The 14,777-nt window shown below is 66.3% G+C and carries 13 protein-coding genes and 6 tRNA genes; 11 read left to right on the plus strand and 8 right to left on the minus strand.

Annotated features, from left to right (window positions below):
- Positions 1-89: 89 nt before the first annotated feature.
- A complete protein-coding gene (hisC, locus tag ACZ5ZX_RS03655) occupies positions 90-1,145 on the minus strand; it encodes a histidinol-phosphate transaminase (RefSeq protein ID WP_465500493.1) in 1,056 nt (351 codons plus the stop codon).
- A 97-nt stretch (positions 1,146-1,242) separates the two neighbouring features.
- On the opposite strand from hisC, the gene ACZ5ZX_RS03660 reads away from it, so the two are divergent.
- The 8 genes from ACZ5ZX_RS03660 to ACZ5ZX_RS03695 all read left to right on the plus strand — a co-directional run bounded on the left by ACZ5ZX_RS03660 (position 1,243) and on the right by ACZ5ZX_RS03695 (position 8,253).
- Entirely contained in the window at positions 1,243-1,875 is a 633-nt protein-coding gene (locus ACZ5ZX_RS03660; protein WP_465500494.1) for a dienelactone hydrolase family protein, read from the plus strand.
- 48 nt (positions 1,876-1,923) lie between these two features.
- A complete protein-coding gene (locus tag ACZ5ZX_RS03665; RefSeq protein ID WP_465500495.1) occupies positions 1,924-2,403 on the plus strand; it encodes a hypothetical protein in 480 nt (159 codons plus the stop codon).
- Complete coding sequence (locus ACZ5ZX_RS03670; RefSeq protein ID WP_465500496.1) at positions 2,403-3,539, plus strand: PPE domain-containing protein; 1,137 nt, start codon at positions 2,403-2,405, stop codon at positions 3,537-3,539. The genes ACZ5ZX_RS03665 and ACZ5ZX_RS03670 overlap by 1 nt, the downstream gene beginning before the upstream one ends.
- Positions 3,539-4,291, plus strand: a complete 753-nt coding sequence (locus ACZ5ZX_RS03675) for an ESX secretion-associated protein EspG (protein WP_465500497.1) — start codon at positions 3,539-3,541, stop codon at positions 4,289-4,291. The genes ACZ5ZX_RS03670 and ACZ5ZX_RS03675 overlap by 1 nt, the downstream gene beginning before the upstream one ends.
- Before the next feature lie 28 nt (positions 4,292-4,319).
- Complete coding sequence (locus ACZ5ZX_RS03680; RefSeq protein ID WP_465500498.1) at positions 4,320-6,296, plus strand: acetoacetate--CoA ligase; 1,977 nt, start codon at positions 4,320-4,322, stop codon at positions 6,294-6,296.
- Positions 6,297-6,326: 30 nt separating this feature from the next.
- Positions 6,327-7,982, plus strand: a complete 1,656-nt coding sequence (locus ACZ5ZX_RS03685) for a phosphatidylglycerol lysyltransferase domain-containing protein (protein WP_465501030.1) — start codon at positions 6,327-6,329, stop codon at positions 7,980-7,982.
- A 65-nt stretch (positions 7,983-8,047) separates the two neighbouring features.
- A tRNA-Ser gene (locus tag ACZ5ZX_RS03690) sits at positions 8,048-8,137 on the plus strand.
- Between the two features lie 42 nt (positions 8,138-8,179).
- Positions 8,180-8,253, plus strand: a tRNA-Arg gene (locus ACZ5ZX_RS03695).
- Between the two features lie 79 nt (positions 8,254-8,332).
- On the opposite strand, the gene ACZ5ZX_RS03700 is transcribed toward ACZ5ZX_RS03695, so the two are convergent.
- From ACZ5ZX_RS03700 to ACZ5ZX_RS03725, 6 genes are all read right to left on the minus strand, one after another.
- Positions 8,333-8,620 (minus strand): DUF6881 domain-containing protein, encoded by a 288-nt coding sequence (locus ACZ5ZX_RS03700; RefSeq protein WP_465500499.1) that lies wholly within the window; start codon positions 8,618-8,620, stop codon positions 8,333-8,335.
- Between the two features lie 82 nt (positions 8,621-8,702).
- Positions 8,703-8,774, minus strand: a tRNA-Cys gene (locus ACZ5ZX_RS03705).
- 15 nt (positions 8,775-8,789) lie between these two features.
- Positions 8,790-8,861: transfer RNA gene (locus ACZ5ZX_RS03710), tRNA-Arg, on the minus strand.
- A gap of 4 nt (positions 8,862-8,865) precedes the next feature.
- Positions 8,866-8,954, minus strand: a tRNA-Ser gene (locus ACZ5ZX_RS03715).
- Between the two features lie 125 nt (positions 8,955-9,079).
- Positions 9,080-9,153, minus strand: a tRNA-Arg gene (locus ACZ5ZX_RS03720).
- Between the two features lie 512 nt (positions 9,154-9,665).
- Complete coding sequence (locus ACZ5ZX_RS03725; RefSeq protein ID WP_465500500.1) at positions 9,666-10,676, minus strand: phosphorothioated DNA-binding restriction endonuclease family protein; 1,011 nt, start codon at positions 10,674-10,676, stop codon at positions 9,666-9,668.
- A gap of 168 nt (positions 10,677-10,844) precedes the next feature.
- On the opposite strand from ACZ5ZX_RS03725, the gene ACZ5ZX_RS03730 reads away from it, so the two are divergent.
- A complete protein-coding gene (locus ACZ5ZX_RS03730; RefSeq protein ID WP_465500501.1) occupies positions 10,845-12,308 on the plus strand; it encodes an AAA family ATPase in 1,464 nt (487 codons plus the stop codon).
- Positions 12,305-13,501 (plus strand): hypothetical protein, encoded by a 1,197-nt coding sequence (locus ACZ5ZX_RS03735; RefSeq protein WP_465500502.1) that lies wholly within the window; start codon positions 12,305-12,307, stop codon positions 13,499-13,501. Before ACZ5ZX_RS03730 ends, ACZ5ZX_RS03735 begins: the two co-directional genes overlap by 4 nt.
- Here ACZ5ZX_RS03735 and ACZ5ZX_RS03740 read toward each other — a convergent pair.
- Entirely contained in the window at positions 13,498-14,061 is a 564-nt protein-coding gene (locus tag ACZ5ZX_RS03740) for a TetR/AcrR family transcriptional regulator (RefSeq protein WP_465500503.1), read from the minus strand. The genes ACZ5ZX_RS03735 and ACZ5ZX_RS03740 overlap by 4 nt on opposite strands.
- 46 nt (positions 14,062-14,107) lie before the next feature.
- On the opposite strand from ACZ5ZX_RS03740, the gene ACZ5ZX_RS03745 reads away from it, so the two are divergent.
- Positions 14,108-14,776: an SDR family oxidoreductase gene (locus ACZ5ZX_RS03745; RefSeq protein WP_465500504.1), complete on the plus strand. Its 669-nt coding sequence runs from the start codon at positions 14,108-14,110 to the stop codon at positions 14,774-14,776.
- Position 14,777: the final 1 nt, after the last annotated feature.

Genomic DNA, 14,777 nt, shown 5'->3' on the forward strand with positions numbered 1-14,777 from the left:
GCCATCACCAGCCACACCTTCCCCAAGTACATGATGGCCCCCTTCCTTGCGCCTAGCGCAACGAAGGGGGCCATCATGTACTTCACGTCCTAACGCGGGAAATCCCCCGCCGCTTCGAGGAACAGGTCATTCTCCTCGGGTGTCCCGATGGTCACTCGCGCGCCTTCGCCCGCGAACGGCCGCACGATCAGCTTCCGCTCGAGCGCGTGCTCCGCGAACGCCGTCGTCCGCTCGCCCAGCGGCAGCCAGACGAAGTTCGCCTGCGTCTCCGGAACCTCGTAACCCTTGGCCACCAAGGCATCCCGCACACGGGTCCGCTCGGAGACGATCTCCTTGCAGCGCTCCAGCAGTTCGTCGGCCGCGTCGAGGGATGCGATGGCCGCGGCCTGGGCGATCATGTTCACCGAGAAGGCGACGTAAACCTGCTTCAGCGCGATGGCGATCGGTTCCGGCGCCACCGCGTAACCGACGCGGAGACCCGCGAGGCCGTACGCCTTCGAGAAGGTCCGAAGCACCGCGACGTTGTCCCTGCCGCGTGCCAGTTCGACACCGTCCGGCACCTCGGTGTCGGTCACGAACTCCTTGTAGGCCTCGTCGAGAACGACGAGCACACCGGCGGGCACGGCGTCGAGGAACCGCTCCAGTTCCGCGCGCCGCACGACCGTCCCGGTCGGGTTGTTGGGGTTGCACACGAAGACCAGCCGCGTCTTCGGTGTGATCGCGGTGAGCATCGCCTCTAAATCCAGCCCGTGCCCGACTGTCAGCGGCACCTTCACGCTGACGGCGTTCGCCACCTGCGTGACGATCGGGTACGCCTCGAACGAACGCCACGGGAAGACGACCTCGTCACCCGGTCCGCAGAGGGCCTGGATCATTTGCTGGCAAAGGGAAACCGAGCCGCAGCCGATGGCGATGCGTTCGGTCGGCTCGTTCAGTTCGCGGGCCAGCCGCTCGACGAGCCCGGACGAGGTGATGTCCGGGTACCGGTTGATGCCCTGCGCCGCTTCGGCTATGGCCTGCGCCACACTCGGCAGCGGTCCACCGGGAACCTCGTTGCTCGCCAGCTTGATCGCACCCTGGATTGTCCGGCCAGGGACGTACTTCGGCAACGATTCGAGATCCGCACGCGGCGAAACAGGGGACATCTTCGGCGCTCCTACGTCTTGGGGACGGCTCCGACACCGTATCCTCCCGCGCCGGGGCAAGCCCCGAATATTTACCTAAGAGTGGTCTGATGGAGGAATGACCCTGACGACCACCGTGGAACATCAGCACGTCGACGGCCACACGCTGCGCCTGACCTTCGCCGAACCGGAAGGCGTCGTCCGCGGCGGGCTCGTGGTGTTGCACGAAGAGGCTGAAGAGGTCGAAGAGGGTTTGAGCCTGTTGCTGGCGGGTCTCGCCGGCGAAGGCTGGCTCACCGTCACCCCGCATCTCGATCGCGACGACCTCACGCAGCAGGATCTGCTCGACGCCACCGACGCGACGCTCGCGTGGCTGTCCGAGCGCGGTGTCCAGGCGGATCTCATCGGTGTCGTCGGTTTCGACCTCGGCGGGACGGCGGCACTGGTCGTCGCGTCGAACCGCAGGCTGGGCGCGGCGGTGAGCGTCGGCGGGCAGCGGGTCGCCGAGCTGCCGGTCCTCGTCGAGATCGCGGGACGGCTGACCAGCCCGTGGCTCGGCATGTACGGCGACGCGGGTGACGAGGCCGGAGGTGCCGAGGTCGAGCAGTTGCGCGACGCGGCGGCCTCGGCGGGGGTCGCGACGGACGTCGTCCGCTACCCGGGCGCCAACCACCGCTTCGACGCCGACCCCGACGCGGCCGCGGAGGCCTGGCAGCGCACGCTGAATTGGTTCGACGCCCACCTGCGCTGACTCCATCCGCGCTAACATTCCCCTTCAGATGTGACAGGGGAGGGTCAAATGGCACAGTCACCCAAAGTGCCCGTGACGCCACAAGCCGCGTTCGGCGCTTCGGCGCCGGCCCTGGCGCCGGTGGCGGGTCAGATCCGGGACACCAAGACCGCTGCCAAGAAGGGGACCGTCAAGGTCACCGAAGACGCCGCCAAGAAGCTCGTCGACGCGCTGCTGAAGGCGCGTCACGAGCTCAACGCGCTGATCAAGGACTCGACGGAGTTCAACGCGCCCCTGAAACTGGGCGACAACTTCGTCGGGCACACGATGAGCGAACGCTTCCAGGGCGCCGCGACGGAGGGGACCGAGGCCGCCGTACCCGTCCTCGAGGACTTCGCCAAGGTGCTCAAGGACTTCCAGCTCACCGTGATGGCGGCGCGGAAGATGTACGTCGCCGCGGACGAGGAAGGCCAGGCGCAGCTCGAGCGGGTCGCCCGCCGCTTCGACATGGAGGACATCGTCGAACACGAGCGGAAGGACGAGCGCTGATGCGCATCATGCCGACGCCGTGGCCGCCGCCCGAGCCGGAGCCCCAGCCCGGCCCCGATCACCTCAACGCCGACATCGACTGGATGAGTTACTCGCACCGAGAGCTCTACGAGATGGTCCACAACGAGCTGGACCTGGCCGGTGCGGAAGCCGTCGCCGCGCAGTGGGCGAAGATCAGCGCGTTCCTCGACAGGGTGGGTTCCGAGCTCAGGGCGGCCATCGTCGCCACCGCCGACGGCTGGACCGGCGAGGGCGCGGACAGGGCTCGCGACGCCGCGATCAAACTCGTCGACTGGGCGGGTGAGACCGGCTGGCGTGCCGAGAACGTCGCGAACTGCGTGCGTCGACAGGCGGACATCGCCGATACCGCGCGGCGCACGATGCCCGAGCCGCCGGGGGGCTCGTCGCGACCCAAGGTGCCGGAGCCGGCCCCGCGGCGCCCGATCCCGGTGTCCGACTCGACGCAGGCCATGTCGACGTCTTCGCCACCGAAGTCCGACTTCGCCGAGGCAGGCCGGATCGTCGCCGAGCCCACCGACGAGAGCTCACAGGACCTGCACCGCCAGGCCGCCGACGTGATGACGCGGTTGCAGCGGAGTTCCGGCGAGGTCTACGAGAACGTCCCTCGCTTCACTTCGTACGGCAAGCAGCCGCAGATCCTCAAGACGCCCGAGAAACCGGAGCCCGAACCGAAACCCGTACCGAAGCCGGAACCGGAGACGCCGCCGGACGACTCGACGCGCAGCAGCGGGGTCGACGACGTCGCCCCGATCCAGGTGCGGGAGCCGACAGAGGCGCCACGCTCGCCCGGCGCGAGCAGCGGCGCTTTCGTGCCGCCACCACCGCCGCCCGGCACCTCCGGCGGAACCCACGAACAGCTCGGCCAAGGTGGCCGATCCGGCGCCGGTGGCTTCGGACCGTCGGGACAGCCCGGCCAGGTCGCCGGTTCGCGGGCGGCGGCCGCGGGGATGGGCGGCTTCGGCGGGATGCCGATGGGAATGGCGCCCCAGCAGGGCAAACAGAACGAGGACGAGCACAAGGCGCCGGATTACCTCGTCGAGGACTCCGACGTCTGGGGGCTGGGCGGGTACGTGACCCCGCCGGTCATCGGCGAAGACCCGAGGGGCGGCCGCTGATGGACTGGATCCGATTGCACATCGGCGAGTTGTTCCTCCTGTGGTCGGCGCACGGACGCGACGAACTGCCCGCCGTGCTGGAGGTGCCGCACGTCGGGCGGACGCCGGAGTTCCGGGCCGAACTGGCGGCGACGGCGAGCCGGACACTGTCCGAACGCGGGCTGGGCAGGGTCGATGCGCCTTCGCCCGAACTGGTGCGGTTGCTGCACACTGTCGCGAACAGCGAGCTGACGCTGGACCTGCGGCTCGACGGCGATCCGTCGTACCGGGCCGTCGGCTGTGTGTCCGATCGGGGCGCCGTCGCGATCGGCGTCGCCGGCACCGACGTCGAACTGGCGGCCCTGCGGGAACCGCTCGTCGCCGCGACCCTGCTGCAGGCGTTGCCGCCGTGCGAGCAGGGCCGCGGCCTCTCGGTCAACCTGCGCGTCGACGACTACACGGCGGCGTGCGAGGCGGGGGAGCGCGGTGGGCAGTCGGCGTTCTCCGACGTCCTGCGCGATGCCGGGCTGCGTGAACCCGAGGTCATCGTGCTGGTGAGGATCGCGACGCAGCGGATCCGCAGCGGGCGGCTCGGCGCGACCAGGAAGTCGTGGGAGGGCCGCTGGGTGCGCGGTGAAGGCACGCTGACCTGGGTGGACACGCATGAGGGGCGCTACGGACTCCGTCGTGACCGCGGTTGGCTCACGGTGACCCCGCTCGACGCGGCGCGGCTCAAGACGATGGCGTACGAGCTGTTCACCGGGGCTCGCTAAGTCGGTTAACGAGGGTTAACATCGCGGGGTGACGCACACCGCCGACGCCCCAGAAGTGCTCTGGCGCCCTGAGCCGAGCCGCCTGTCCGACACCAAGATCGACGCGTTCCGCCAATGGCTGCGCACCGAACGCGGCGTGGAGGTCGACGACTACAACGCGTTGTGGGAGTTCTCCGTGCGGCGCGGGCCCGAGTTCTGGGCGGCCGTCGCCGATTTCCTCGGCATGCGCTGGCACGACCGGCCCGGTGAGGTGCTCACCGGGGAGATGCCGAACGCGCGGTGGTTCGAGGGCGGCACCTTGAACTACGCCGAGCACTCGCTCATGCCCGGCGTCGCGGGCGCGGCCAAGGCCGACGACGAGATCGCCGTGATCTTCCATCGCGAAGACGGCCTCTCGTCACAGTTGACCTACGGTGCCCTGCGGTCCGCCGTCGCCGCCGCGCGGGAGGGACTGCGGAAACTGGGAGTGTCCAAAGGGGACAGGGTCGTCGCGCTGGCACCGAACTGCCCGCAGACACTGATCGCCTTCCTCGCCACCGCGAGCCTCGGCGCCGTCTGGTCGTCGTGCTCGCCGGACTTCGGTGTCCGCGCGATCACCGACCGGTTCGCGCAGATCGAGCCGAAGGTGCTGATCGCCGTCAACGGCTACGTCTACAATGGACGGTGGTTCGACAGCAGGCCGACGGTGAACTCGTTGCGGGACGAGATCCCCACGCTGGAAGCGACCGTGCTCGTCGACTACGCCGGCGGCCGCCTCGACGGCACCCTCGACTGGGACACCCTGCTCGCCGACAACGACGGCGCGGAACTGGCGTTCGAGCCCGTCGAATTCGCTCACCCGTTGTGGGTCCTGTACTCCTCGGGGACCACTGGCCTGCCGAAGGGCATCGTCCACGGGCACGGCGGGATCACCCTCGAACACCTCAAAGCCCTTGCCCTGCAAAGCGATCTCGGTCCCGGCGACCGGTTCTTCTGGTTCACCACCACCGGCTGGATGATGTGGAACTTCCTCATCTCCGGGCTGCTGACCGGCACCACGATCGTGCTGTTCGACGGCAGCCCGGGATATCCGGACCTGAACGTGTTGTGGCACCTGGCGGAACAACATCGCGTGACCTACTTCGGCACGTCGGCGCCGTTCATCCAGAGCTGTCTGAAGGCCGGGATCAAACCGGCGGAGCGGTACGACCTCACCGCCTTGCGCGCCTTGGGGTCCACCGGCGCGCCGCTGAGCGTCGAGGGCTTCCGGTGGATCGTCGACGAGGTCGGCAAACGGGTCCAGATCTGCTCGGTCTCCGGCGGCACGGACCTGTGCGCGGCGTTCGTCGCGGCGGCCCCGGACGTCCCGGTCTGGCTGGGCGAACTCTCCGTCCGCGCGCTCGGCGCCGCCGTCGCCGCGTTCGACGAGGAGGGGAAACCCGTGGTGGAGGCGGTCGGTGAACTGGTGATCACCGAGCCGATGCCGTCGATGCCGGTGTTCTTCTGGAACGACCCGGACGGTTCGCGGCTGCGCGAGGCGTACTTCGAGATGTACCCCGGGATCTGGCGGCACGGTGACTGGATCCGGATCACCGGCCGCGGCTCCGCGGTCATCTACGGGCGCAGCGACTCGACGCTCAACCGCGGCGGCGTCCGGATGGGCACGGCCGAGTTCTACCGGGTCGTCGAATCCTTCGACCAGGTCGCCGACTCGCTGGTGATCGACACCTCGGCGGCGGGGAACGAGGACGGGCAGCTGCTGTGCTTCCTCGTCCTGGCCGAGGGCGTCTCGCTCGACGAGGTCGAGCCCGCACTGCGCAAGGAACTGCGCGGAGCCCTCTCACCGCGGCACGTACCCGACCGGTTCGTCCAGGTGAGTGAGGTACCGCGCACGCTCAACGGCAAGAAATGCGAGGTTCCGGTCAAAAAGATCCTTTCGGGTGTTTCACCTGACCGCGCCGTCAGCAGGGATGCGCTGTTGAATCCAGAAGCCCTTGTACCGTTCGTAGAGCTGGCAAGGAGTTAACGGGGGCGGGACTTGGCGGGCGCGTGGCGGGTGGCGGGTGCCACCTCGGTGCTGGTGATCACCTGGGTGACCCGGCTGGCCGGACTGCTGGCCCTGGTCTCGGTGCTGGTCCCGGCCGGGCGGCGCACCCTGCGCGGACACGTCGCCGAATGGCTGGAACTGCCGAACGAGGCCACGGTCGGCGCGGCGACGGTCGTACTGGTGACCGGCGTGCTGCTGGTGCTGCTCGCCTCCGGCCTCAAACGGCGGAAGCGAAGGGCATGGCAACTCGCGATCGCCGCCGCCGTGCTGCTGACGGTGTCGCACCTCGGGTTGAGGCACGTCCTCGGTGCCGGTCTCGTGTCGCTCGCGCTGCTGATCGCCCTGATCGCGACGCGGCGCCACTTCATCGGGCTCCCTGATCCGGTGACCGGCCGGTGGCGCGCGATCCGGGTCTTCCTGCAGCTGGTGCTGGCCGGAATCGCGATCAACTTCACGCTGCTGTCGGTCGCCCGCGCGCTGGATCCCCTGGGGTGGGGCGACCGCCTGCTGCAGTCGGTGCTGGCGCTGGTCGGGGTGAGCGGTCCCGCGGTCTTCCACGCGCTGTGGCTGGAGGACCTGTCGGCGGCCGTCGGCGTGCTGTTCGGCATCGGCGCGGTCCTGCTGCCGGCGTACTTCCTGCTGCGCTCGGCCGAACCCGCGCCGGAACTGACCGACGACGAGGTCGAGCGGCTCAGAGCGCTGCTGGACGAGCGAGACTCGCTGGGGTACTTCGCCCTGCGCCGGGACAAGTTCGTGGTCTTCTCGAAGTCGGGGAAGGCCGCGGTCACCTACCGGGTGATCGCCGGTGTCGCGCTGTGCTCGGCGGACCCCCTCGGTGACCCGGAAGCGTGGCCCGGCGCCATCGAGGAGTATCTGGACGTCTGCCGGCGGTACGCCTGGACCCCGGCGACCATGGGCTGCTCGGAACTGGGCGCCACCGTCTGGGCACGCTTCGGGCTGGAGGTACTGGAGATCGGCGACGAAGCAGTCGTCGACACGGCCACCTTCACCCTCGAAGGCCGCGTCATGCGCGGCGTCCGCCAAGCCGTCTCCCGCACGAAGCGGGCGGGCTACACCGTCCAGATCCGCAAGGCCGAAGACCTGTCCGAAGGCGAACTCGACGAACTCCGCGCCCTCGCCGCCACCTGGCGCGGCACCGACACCGAACGCGGCTTCTCCATGGCCCTCGGCCGGATGGGTGATCCAGGCTCGGTCCTGGTCACCGCCGAGCACGACGGCGTCGTCCGAGGCGTCCTCCAGTTCGTCCCCTGGGGCGAGAAGAGCCTGTCCCTCGACGTCATGCGCCGCGACCGGACCGCGGACAACGGCGTCAACGAGCTGATGATCTCCGAACTGCTCCTGACGACCCCCGCACAGCACGTGTCCCTGAACTTCGCGGCCTTCCGCGCCGTCCTGGAACAGGGCCAGCGCATCGGCGCCGGCCCCGTCGCGCGCCTGTCCGCGAAGACACTGCGATTCTTCTCACGCTGGATCCAGATCGAGACCCTCTACCGCTTCAACGCCAAGTTCCAGCCCCGCTGGGTCCCGCGCTACCTGGCCTACCCCTCGGCGCGCGACCTACCCCGCGTCGGCGTCGCAGTCTTCGAAGCCGAAGGCCTGGGCGGCCGCCCATCGCGCCTGCTCAGAGCGCTGCAGCGCACCTAAGGGGGGTCCCTTTCGCGGGGGTTCTCCGGGTGTGTAACCTATCTGGGCAGTGGTCGTTCGACCTGGGAGGCTTCGCCTAGTCTGGTCTATGGCGCCGCACTGCTAATGCGGTTGGGGGTAACCCCCCCTCCCGGGTTCAAATCCCGGAGCCTCCGCTGGCCCCTGTTCCGGCAGGTGCTAGATTGATAACTGAACAAGCGCCCGTAGCTCAGCTGGATAGAGCATCTGACTACGGATCAGAAGGTCAGGGGTTCGAATCCCTTCGGGCGCACGTCTGGTTGAGACAGCACTAAGGCCCTCCCGTTCGCGGGAGGGCCTTTTTGTCTGTCCGTTGTGGATTGCCGTCGCTGCTAACGGTGTAGCGCAGTGAGCGCTCGTCTCCACGCCCGTTCGAACTCGCCACCAGCGATCCGGGACGCAACGAACTCCGGCTGTGCGTTGATCTCGTCAAGGGATGGGACGGGGACCTCGCCTAAGCCGGTGCCGCCCACCTCGTGCTTCTCGTCTGCCCAACCGAGGCGACCGTCTCGGAAGCGCTCCACCTTCCGGCGCTCGTAACCATCGCCGCCGACCTCGCTGAGAATCTCCACGGGTTCCTCGGCGAACTCGTGCAACCACGCGACCCGCAGATACCACATCGCGCATCCCCCGCTCTATTCTGACCCCGGTCTTCGCTAGTACGCAGTCTATTCGGGCTGATTCGTTCTATAGAGGTTGTCGAGACCCACCCGGGAGTCGAACCCGGAGTCCAACGGCTTTGCAGGCCGCCGCACGACCGTCGTGAAGTGGGCCAAGTTCGGGTCATCGTGCCCTCGGCAGGAGTCGAACCTGCGTTCCCGGCTTCGGACGCCGGCGTCGTATCCGTTGGACCACGAGGGCTTTGCGGAGGATGCAGGATTCGAACCTGCGCGACGCTCTCACGCCGACCACCGTTTTCGGGACGGTTGCCTTACCGGGCTCGGCCAATCCTCCTTGTCGTGCTGCTCAGCCGGACGCCCGCGAGTCGAACGCGGTGACTCCTGAACCCAAATCAGGCGGGGCCGCCGACGCCCCTCGCATCCGTCGACCGGCGTATCCCCCTCGAACACGCCGATCAGTGCCCCTGCCAGGACTCGAACCTGGGACCTCCGCATTCGTAGTGCGGCGCTCTGTCCACCTGAGCTACAAGGGCGAGGCGGAGACGCATGCACGCCTCCACCGGCGCTCGGCCTGGCCGCCTCATTCGGCGACGGGGACGAGCTTTCGGGAAATGTCTTTGGTTATCAAGGTTCGCGCTGGAATAGGCAGCGTCGAGCACCGGCGGGAGGAGTCGAACCCCCTGGATACGGTTTTGGAGGCCGTTCCGCTTCCCAAGCTCGCCGATAAGGAATTGAATTCGGGCATACCAAAAAGAGAAGCCGCCCGGATCGTTTTCCCGATGGGCGGCTCCCTGACATCACGCACGCTATGGCGTCATGATGGGGAGCCTTCGCAGGTCAGAACTCGCTGGCCAGACCAGCATGAAGGTCGCCAGGAGCGGCGCGACGAACATACGGCGATGGACGCGACGTCCGGATGCCGGCGCTGCGCCTTTCGCTCGTGCATGTTCATCATGGTTGCTCCTGCTAGTGGTCGAGTGCGCTAACTATGACTGATGCATCGCTGGTACGCAACGCCTTTCTGGGCGCGTCACCAGGACACGGCCTAGTCCTCGGGAGGTCCGTCGAAGGAAACCTCGAAGAGATGCTGCTCTGGCCGTTCGGCCGTCAACCACAAGGGAAAGTGAGCTTCGTAGTTTGCGTTCGGATCGACACCCTTCAGCCAGAACAGGGGGAGTTTTCGCTCCATGGCGTTGCGGAGAGCGACATTGTCCGAGTGAAGCGGGTCCTCGCCGCGGTACTTGTAGCGAAGAATACGGCCCTTGTCGTCGAGTTCGTCTTCATAGGGGCGAGCTTCGCTGGGACGCCTGAAGACTGTCTTGATGGACAGAGCGCTGCCGAGCTTTGCGGGCTTGTGAATTCCAGACTGCGGGTTGAGGACTGGTATGCGCGCGCCTTCGAAGATAAAGTTAGTCAACTGCGCGAAGGGAATCGGCCCCTGGTTCTTTGCCGTCAAGGTCCTGAGCCACGCGAAGACCGCGTTGCGGACGTCGCGTTCGAACTCGAGGGAAACCTCTAGCTTCTTGGTCTTTGACGCCCCGGGAAGCTTCGCGGTCTTGGTCGGTGTCTCGCGCTTCAAAGCGGCAGCGCGCAAGTGCGCCGGCGGAACTAGCCGAACTGCGTGGCTGAGCGTGCTGACGACACTGGAGTCGAAGTACTCGTAGAGCACCTCGGCTGCCGAGAAGGCGGCTCGAGGTTCGTCAAGGACGTCCACCAGTTCATCGTGGAGGCTTCCCCGCGCTCCGGCATCTCGAAGCCACTTCGCTGACCGAGGAAGGTCGTCGGCGATAGGGGTGCCGTCTCGATCCGTCGGTGTCCACAGCGTCCGTTCAAGTTCCCAGAAGGGCTGCGCTGCAGGTACCTTGCTCGGGCTGAACCGATTGATCAGCTGACCAAGCGAGGCTTCGGCAGCTTCGAAGGTCGTGGTGGACGAACGTTCATCGACGTATCGCCCGAAGAGCCACAGCAGCAACAAAGGCTTATGCAGCGCAAGCTTGCTCCCCACCTTCGTGATCTGAAGTTGACGAAGCTGCTCGTGCAGGCCCTTCTCGTCCACAAACACCCCTCCGTGTGACGCAGACGACTCAGTGTAGTAGTGCGAAGCGTGCGTACGCGCAACTCTCACCGCCAAGCGTGTCCACGATCGAGAGCGGCGCGCTCGCAGTGTTGTCACTGCGCGTGGCGTGATGAGGGGGTGGCCTGCTCACCGGTACCTTCGGTTCTCATGACTGAAGCGGCGGAATGGACGCCTGAGAGGCTGCTCCGAGACGGTCTGAACGAGGTCGACCTGAGCTCTCCCAGCGGGACGAAGTTCTCCCGTCTTGAGTACTACCTGGCTGGTGTGGCGCTCATCCGGGCGACTCGCGTTGCAGCAATTCAAATCGGTCGAGCGGCCGAGCTGGTTGGTCAGTTGAAGCGTTCGACGAGGGTAGAGAACGCCGAGCTCGTCGTGGTGGTTGTGCCTTCTGTCGACACCGATCGCACGGTCGGGCAACTTCGTAAGTACCTGCGCTCAAGCGATACCCCGGCGGCGCTTCTGCTCGGTCAAGGTGAAGCTGGCTGGGAAGTCAAGTGGGTCGGCATGCAGACCGGGGCCGAGGTCACGTCCGCGGATGAGGTGGCCAAGTTCTTCGGAATGACCCTGGAGCGTGTCATCGTCACTGATCGTACGGTCAGGACCCCCGCCCATCCGCTGGTCATCGACCAGCGGATTCGGCGGATGCTGCGGTTGTCGGTGCGGTCCAGCAAGTCGGTCATGTTGGTCGGGCCGCCCGGTACCGGCAAGACGCAGTTGGTCGGCGAGCTCATCGAGGACATTGGCCGAGATCCTGAGTCTTTCGGTATGGGGCTTATTCACGACCCACTCATCGTGACGCCGGACGAGTCGTGGACGACTCGCGATCTAGTCGGCGGCGACACTGTTGACGACAAAGGACGGCTGCGGTTCAGTCCAGGCCACGTGCTGGAGGCCATCGCCCAAGACCAGTGGTTGGTCCTGGACGAGGCCAACCGGGCCGATCTGGATCGGATCTTTGGTGGCCTGCTGACTTGGCTCTCGGGCAAAGAAGTCATGGTTGGTCGGGTAAGTGCGGATCCAAAGTCCAGTCCGATCATTCTTACCTGGGGATCAGACCCGGAAAGTGTCGTGGTCGGCGAGGAACGCCTTCGGGCTGAAAGTACTACAAATGAGCCGATCTACTACGTGGCGGGAACTGACTGGCGGCTCATCGGAACCTACAACGCCGTCGACGCGCAACGAGTGTTCCGGTTTGGTCAGGCGCTTGGCCGGCGCTTCGGTCATGTTCCGGTGTCGGCGCCGGTTGGAGAAGAGTTCGCGACAGCGCTGAGGAACAGGACCACAGGGGCTGCCGCGCCGATCCAGGAGCCGCAAGTCAGCCGACTCCGCGACATTCTAGAGCGCATTTATGCGGCGCAGACGAAAGTCCTGGACCCGATGGGGCCAGCTGCTCTCCTTGACGTTTCGGACTATGTTGCCGCGGGATTGCTGGCCGACCCCGACGCGAACCTCACGCAGTTGGTTGCCGAGGGCTACCTGGCCTGTATGGGTTCTTGGTTGTCCGGCTATGACGGAACCACATTAGAACAGTTAGGTGCTGCGCTGGGTTCGGGTGAGGTGCTGGGCGAGCAGTGGGCTTGGCTGCTAGAGCACCTGAAGGCTCTTCGATGACGAAGCTGTCCTTTCCTGAGGATGGTCTTGCCGAGCTTTTCCGTAGCTGGTCTGGAAAAGGGCAGCTATACGCGGGCCTGGCGGCGGTGCTGAGCGAAGATGAATTCGAGTGGACTGAGAAGGATGTCGTCCGCAGAGCGCACCTTATTCTGTTCGAGCAGTGTCGACCGCTGATTAAGCAATTGCCCAAGGCCATTAAAGACTGGTTGAGCGTCCTTCCGGTGGTCACCCAGGCTGAAACAGTGCGTAGCCGCTCTCCTCGCGGCGCCATTGACTGGCCGAATACTCGGCGACAGGGCTGGCCGCCGACCGAGTTCTCCGGGAGAGTCCGTCGGCGTGGCGTGGACGATGAGCTACTGAGCAGCTTGCGGTGGACAGTGGAGCGTCTTCGGGAGGTGCATCGGCATGCGAAGAAGATGCGGCCCGCTGTCGGCGACGAGGTGCAGACTCAATTGACCACCCTCAATGAGCTCGCCGCGCGACCAGAACTGCAAGCCGTAACCCCCGAACTGCCGGATTTGCTGACGGTCGAAGGGATTCGTCGTGCTGGACCGCTCTGGCGGGTGGTCGGTGGTCTGGCCGACAAACTCCGGCAGGAAGACACCAGCGATCTCGCGAGACTAGCTGCTGAACTGTTGGCTCCTGATGACGATCTCAGGTGGCGGCTCTTCCATCTTTGTGTGCTAGGAACAATGCTTGGTGCGCTGCGAGATCTCGACTGCACGCCGATTAGTCGCCGCCCGTTGGCTGGCCGTTCGCACGGTGCCGCGTTCCGGGTGGAAGTGCCCGGCAGTAGTCCATGGGATCTCTGGTTCGAAGCTGCGGAAGTGTGGAGCTCGACCGGGAAGACGGAACCTTACATCGAAGCAACCCGTGGCTTGGCGCAACCAGGTTCCGTCCGAGGAGCGGACTTGTTCTTGGTAGATCACGCGAAACGGCGTGGTGTAGTGATCGAGTGCAAGTACACCGATAAGGGCGAATACCTGCGCAGTGGCTATGATCAGGCGCTAGCTTATTTAGTCGAAGCAAGGACGTCGTTCCTCGACGATGGTGAGGCGTTCGTCGTCGCACCAATCGAGGCGGTGCCAGCAAAAGGAGTGGGCAGTACCCTCGTCGGGCCGCTCACCTACTGCGCACCTGAACATCTCAGGGGCGAGTTGACACGGGTATTCACAAGTTGGCTGGCTAACTAGTCCCCGAACACGCTCCTTAGCGCCTCCCTGACCAACCCCGCCAGATCCCCCTCCCCGTCAGTCTCAGCCCACCGCACCAGCGCCACATGCGCCGCCCCCAGGCAAGCCATCGCCGTAGCCCGCACCCGAAACTCCTCCGCAGCAGAGGAGCAACCGAGAGCAGCGACGATCGCATCGGCCGTCGCGTACTGGCTGTCCAGATGCCGTGCCCGCAGCGCCGGCACCGAGATCATCAGCCGTAGCCGCGCCAGCAGGAACGCCTTCTCCTGCGTAGAGCCCAAAGCGGCGGTCGACTCCAAAGCGCCGCCGATCCGAGCGGAAAGCGAAAGGGAAGCGGGCTGCTCAAGTACGGCAGAAGCCGTCACGGGGTCGTACTCGTCGTAGAGGACCAGGTCTTCCTTCGTCGGGAAATGCCGGTAGACCGTCATCGCCGACACCCCGGCAGCCGCGGCGACGTCGGCGACGGTGGTCTCGTCGTAGCCGATCTCCGTGAAGAGGCGGACGGCGTGGGTCTGCACAAGCAGCCGGGTTTCGGCGCGCTGGCGGTCGCGGAGGCTCACGTGGTAGACACTATCAAAGTGTTAGTCACTAACATCTGGGGTGCGTATGAAGACGGCATTGGTGACAGGGGTCACGCGGGGGATCGGGGCGGCGATCGCGCGGAGACTGGAGAGAGACGGGCTCCAAGTCTTCAGACACTCCAGCGCGCAGGCCGACCTCGCGCAGATGGAGGGCGTCGACAAAGCCCTCCAAGGCATCGAGTCCCTCGACATCCTGGTCAACAACGCGGCCGCGCCGCCGGCAGGGCCGATCGGGACGGACACGCCCGAAAACTTCGATCACCTGATGGCGGTCAACGTGCGGGCGCCGTACTTCCTCATCCAGCGAGCGCCGATGAACGACGGCGGCCGCATCATCAACATCTCGTCGGTCGCCACGCGGATGGCCAACCCGGCGCAGACCTCGTTCGCGATGACCAAGGGCGCGCTCGAGACCATGACCCGCACGCTCGCCCAGCAGCTCGGCCCGCGCGGGATCACGGTCAACGCCGTCGCGCCGGGCGCCACCAGGACCGCGGACAACGGCGAGGTCTTCACGCCGGAGCTGGAGGCGGCCATCGAAACCCTCACCGCGCACCAAAGGCTCGGTACCGCGGAAGACATAGCGGACGTCGTCGCGTTCCTCGCCTCCGACGACGCCCGCTGGGTGACAGGCCAGGTCCTCGACGCGAGCGGCGGGTTGTTTCTCGGCCCGCCGACCCAAGGGGTTCAATAGG

The sequence above is a fragment of the Amycolatopsis sp. NPDC033938 genome (assembly GCF_055575975.1).

What these genes read in the sequence shown, in the direction of transcription:
- ACZ5ZX_RS03660 (WP_465500494.1), top strand. Translation starts at nt 1,243, where the DNA reads ATGACCCTGACGACCACCGTGGAACATCAGCACGTCGACGGCCACACG.
- ACZ5ZX_RS03745 (WP_465500504.1), top strand. Translation starts at nt 14,108, where the DNA reads ATGAAGACGGCATTGGTGACAGGGGTCACGCGGGGGATCGGGGCGGCG.
- ACZ5ZX_RS03665 (WP_465500495.1), top strand. Translation starts at nt 1,924, where the DNA reads ATGGCACAGTCACCCAAAGTGCCCGTGACGCCACAAGCCGCGTTCGGC.
- ACZ5ZX_RS03670 (WP_465500496.1), top strand. Translation starts at nt 2,403, where the DNA reads ATGCGCATCATGCCGACGCCGTGGCCGCCGCCCGAGCCGGAGCCCCAG.
- ACZ5ZX_RS03700 (WP_465500499.1), bottom strand. Translation starts at nt 8,620, where the DNA reads ATGTGGTATCTGCGGGTCGCGTGGTTGCACGAGTTCGCCGAGGAACCC.
- hisC (WP_465500493.1), bottom strand. Translation starts at nt 1,145, where the DNA reads ATGTCCCCTGTTTCGCCGCGTGCGGATCTCGAATCGTTGCCGAAGTAC.
- ACZ5ZX_RS03735 (WP_465500502.1), top strand. Translation starts at nt 12,305, where the DNA reads ATGACGAAGCTGTCCTTTCCTGAGGATGGTCTTGCCGAGCTTTTCCGT.
- ACZ5ZX_RS03730 (WP_465500501.1), top strand. Translation starts at nt 10,845, where the DNA reads ATGACTGAAGCGGCGGAATGGACGCCTGAGAGGCTGCTCCGAGACGGT.
- ACZ5ZX_RS03675 (WP_465500497.1), top strand. Translation starts at nt 3,539, where the DNA reads ATGGACTGGATCCGATTGCACATCGGCGAGTTGTTCCTCCTGTGGTCG.